Genomic DNA, 1,482 nt, shown 5'->3' on the forward strand with positions numbered 1-1,482 from the left:
CCCCCCCCCCCCCCCCCCCCCCCCCCCCCCCCCCCCCCCCCCCCCCCCCAAAACACCCCCCGCCCCACCCCCTCTTATAAATCCGGGGGCGGCCCCCCGCCCCCCCCCCCCCCCCACTGCCGTTTAGCTAGTCCTGGTGGAGCTGGATGAAGTTGCCGCAACCGTCGTCGAAGACTGCGCTGACGCCGGAGGGATCCTCGGAGGGTTCGCCTTGGAACGTCACACCGGCGGCAAGCAACCGCTCGTATTCGGCCTGCACATCGGGCACGCCGAAGGTGATGGCAGCCAGGCCGGACTCGTGCAGGGCGTTCATGTAATTGGAGGCGATGGGGTTGTCACTGGGTTCCAACAGAAGCCCGGGTGAATTGCTGTTGTCCGCGCCGGGATCCTTGATGATGAAGAGGTTGTACTCAGGCATGGCCATGAGGGTCTCGAAGCCCAGCGTCTCCGTATAAAACGTGTGCGCTGCGGCGGGGTCCTTGACATGGATGCTGCACATTTTCAGTCTCATGGTGCCTAGGCTACGCCCCGGGTACGACAAATCACGGCGTGCCGGGCCACCCGTGACCCCTCGCATCCTCGCAGCCACTGGCGCATACTGAAATCAAAGCAACGTGATGTCGCCTGGAGGTGGTCCGATGCCCGCCATGATGCTCCTGTGGGGTGTAGCTCTGGTTCTCGCAACCGCAGCAACCACGTTTGTCCTGCACAGGAAACTGACCTACGGCCGCGGCCCGGAGCCGGACACGATCTTTTGGGATCTGTTCGGTGGCCTGGTGGTGATACTTCCCGCCGTCCTCGTCCCTGCCGTGCAATGGCCCCCGGCTGGGCTCATCATGGTCCTGGTCGCCATCGTTACTGCGGCAGGGACCTTGGCCAGCATCCACAAAGTTGAACGCATCCACGCATCCGAGCCCCGCCGTCGTGCCGGTTTTACCGACGATGCCGCCCGCCATGCCCACATCCTTGCCCAGTGGCGTCGCTACGAACTGGACCCAGCGCAGGCCATCGATTTTCCGGCCATGACGGACGTTCGGACCGCGGAAACGGCGGCGCTCACCCGGGCCATGCGGGAAGCCGAATACTGCAGGGTGACAGCTGGAACTGACTACCGGGCCGCCGTCGAGCGCCTGGCCGAAGCCCTCGCCGCCGCCGAGCTCGCCGCGGGCGTTCCAGCCACTGGTTTGCCCGCGGCCGGGTTGCCCGCGCCAAGGTGAACACCTCATAGCAATCCCACCCAGCAACGTGGGCATTTAAGGTCACCTCGGCACCTCATATATGCGAATCATTCTCATTTAAGATAGTGTCAGGGCGTGATTGGACTCCTCCATGACCGCTGACCTCGAACGCCCAGTCAGTGGCAACCGCCCCGCCCCCAACCCCCCCCCCCCCCCCCCCCCCACCCCACCCCCCCCCCCCCCCCCCCCCCCCCCCCCCCCCCCCCCCCCCCCCCCCCCCCCCCCCCCCCCCCCCCCGTCGTAC

2 protein-coding genes are annotated in these 1,482 nt (G+C 66.9%); one reads left to right on the plus strand and one right to left on the minus strand.

What is annotated here, in order from left to right; all coding sequences use genetic code 11:
* Window positions 1–127 precede the first annotated feature (127 nt).
* Window positions 128–511 (minus strand): VOC family protein, encoded by a 384-nt coding sequence (locus LN996_RS23435; RefSeq protein ID WP_231343492.1) that lies wholly within the window; start codon window positions 509–511, stop codon window positions 128–130.
* A gap of 106 nt (window positions 512–617) precedes the next feature.
* Between LN996_RS23435 and LN996_RS23440 the strand changes: the two genes are divergently transcribed.
* A complete protein-coding gene (locus LN996_RS23440) occupies window positions 618–1,217 on the plus strand; it encodes a hypothetical protein (protein WP_231343493.1) in 600 nt (199 codons plus the stop codon).
* Window positions 1,218–1,482: the final 265 nt, after the last annotated feature.

The sequence above is a fragment of the Arthrobacter sp. AK01 genome (assembly GCF_021109375.1).
GTDB lineage: Bacteria > Actinomycetota > Actinomycetes > Actinomycetales > Micrococcaceae > Arthrobacter.